Origin of the sequence: Clostridium sp. ATCC BAA-442, from assembly GCF_964239415.1 — a bacterium.
Lineage (GTDB): Bacteria > Bacillota > Clostridia > Oscillospirales > Oscillospiraceae > Flavonifractor > Flavonifractor plautii.
This window is the reverse complement of the sequence record NZ_CAXSQB010000021.1, coordinates 7,399-9,568: the sequence shown is the minus strand read 5'-3', so window position 1 is coordinate 9,568 and position 2,170 is coordinate 7,399. Positions and strand designations below refer to the sequence as shown.

2 protein-coding genes are annotated in these 2,170 nt (G+C 61.9%); both read right to left on the bottom strand.

The window, feature by feature from the left end:
• Positions 1-27: 27 nt before the first annotated feature.
• A complete protein-coding gene (locus ACESY8_RS10470) occupies positions 28-354 on the bottom strand; it encodes a hypothetical protein (RefSeq protein WP_054338978.1) in 327 nt (108 codons plus the stop codon).
• Positions 351-2,048, bottom strand: a complete 1,698-nt coding sequence (locus ACESY8_RS10465) for a VirD4-like conjugal transfer protein, CD1115 family (protein ID WP_204681962.1) — start codon at positions 2,046-2,048, stop codon at positions 351-353. The genes ACESY8_RS10470 and ACESY8_RS10465 overlap by 4 nt, the downstream gene beginning before the upstream one ends.
• Positions 2,049-2,170 lie beyond the last annotated feature (122 nt).

Here is a 2,170-nt window from a genome sequence, read left to right as displayed (position 1 = left end):
GAACGCATTTGCGTTCCCGGCCACTTGTTATCCCCCGGTGATGAGAGTGAGGATCTCCTTCGTAAAAGTTATTACAATGCCGCCCGCGATGGTGAGGATACCGTTGGAGCGCTGGGAGGGGTCGTGGGACTGGAGGGAGAGGCCTACCTGGAGGATGCCGTAACCCAGCAGGATGAGGCCCACGGCCCGGATGAGGGAAAAGATGAAGTCGGACAGGCTGGTGACCACGGACAGAGGGTCAGCCGCCGCAAAGGCGGGGACGACGGCGAAGGGCAGGGTCAGGACGAGGCAGGCAAACAGGGCGTAAAGCCGCTTTGCCCGCCACTGGAGGTTGCGGTTGAGATCATGTTTCATGCAGCATTCTCCTCACTTTCATTGAGTTCTTCAGCGAAAAATGCCTGAAAAAGAGGAGTTCCTGTAAACGCTGGTTCCTGTTTGCCTTTATGAATATAGGGTGGCCCGCCGCCGTCCACGGTGTGGCGGATGGCCGGATGCTGGGAAAGCTCGTACTTCAAATCCATGACCGGCCTGGCGCCGCGGATGAACAGGATGGCGTACCGGTTGTCCAGGCCGCGCACCTCATCCGGGGTGAGCAGCTCCCGGCCGCTCATCTGGAAGTTGGTGGAGTAGGAACCGGAGCGGCCTTTCGTCTGGCCGTGGGTCCTGGTATCAATGGTGGCCTTGCCCAGCGCCTCGGAGATGTACTTGTGGGTGCTGGCCTCGTTGCCGCCCAGGTAGAGGATGGTGTCCGAGTTGCCGGGGATGGTCTCCCAGCTATCCTTGTACAGCTCCTTGATCTGGGCCATGTTCTGGATGATGGTACTGGCAGAGATGTTGCGGGAGCGCATGGTGGCCAGCTCGCGGGTGAAGCCGGGCAGGGGCATCGCGGCGAACTCGTCCAGCACGAAGTGGACATGGCGGGGCAAGGCCCCGTGGTGGATCTGGTCGGCGCTGTAGTAGAGGGCCTGGAACGCCTGGGCGTAGAGCAGGGACACCAGGAAATTGAATGTCGTGTCATTGTCCGGGATGACGGCGTACAGCGCCACTTTCTTTTCGCCCAGGGTGTAGAGGTCCATGTCGTCGTGGTCGGTGATGGCCTTGATCTGGGGCAGATTGAAGGGAGCCAGCCGGACGGCGGTGGACACGAGGATGGACTTGGAGGTCTTGCCCGCGGCCATCTTAAAGACCTTGTATTGCCGCACCGCCACGCTGTCCGGCCGGACCTGCTCTATGGCCTGGAAGAGCAGGTCCAGGGGCGAGACGTACTCCTCGTCCTCCTCCTTTACCTCGGCGTACTCCAGTACCCGCATCACCATGGAGAAGTTCTGTTCATACTCCGGGGCCTCCTGGAACAGCATGAGGATGATGGCCTGGAGGAGCGCCGTCTCGGCCTTGGTCCAGAATGGATCGGACTCATGGCTGCCCTTCGGAGTGGTGGCCTGGATGAGATTGTTCACCAGCTTGAGGGCGTCCTTCTCATCCCGCAGATAGCGGAAGGGGTTGTAGCCGTCGCTCTGCGCCAGGTTGACCACATTGAGCACCCGGATCTCGTATCCGTTCTGCTTCAGCCAGCCGCCTGTGGCGGTGAGCACCTCTTGTTTCGGGTCCGTGACCACATAGTTGGTATTGGCCTCCAGGATGTTGGGCTTGACATAGCTTCGGGTCTTGGCCGCACCGCTGCCGCCAATGACCAGCACATTGAGAGAGCGGCGGTGCTTGTGGGTGTCCAGCCCCAGGCGGACATTGCGGGTGAGGAGCTTGTTCTCCTTCTGGGCGAACATGGCGTTGACCTGCCGGGGCGAGGCCCAGGCGGCGGAGCCGTGCTCCGCGCCCTCCCGCCTCCTGCCCTGCTCCGCACCCCACAGGGCGAGGGCCATGATATAGACGCCGGCGCAGCTCAGGATGGATAGGAGACTCTTGTCCGTCCACCGCACCTCCAGAGGGTCCTGGAGCGCCGCGGTCAGGTTGGCAATCAGGGCGGGCAGTCCACTTGCTGCGCTCTGGCCGCTTTCCAGCGACTGGGCGATGAGCAGCGCCGCCCAGACCACGGGGATGTAAAAGAACAGGCAGGCGATGAGTCTGTTTGCTTGAGATGGCTGTTTCAGTGGCGTTCACCTCCGGGAAAACACAAAAAATCCGAGGGGGGGGGGGGGGGGGGGGGGGGGGGGGG

Excerpts from the sequence above, each read along its gene's own strand:
- ACESY8_RS10470 (WP_054338978.1), bottom strand. The coding sequence starts at position 354 with ATGAAACATGATCTCAACCGCAACCTCCAGTGGCGGGCAAAGCGGCTT.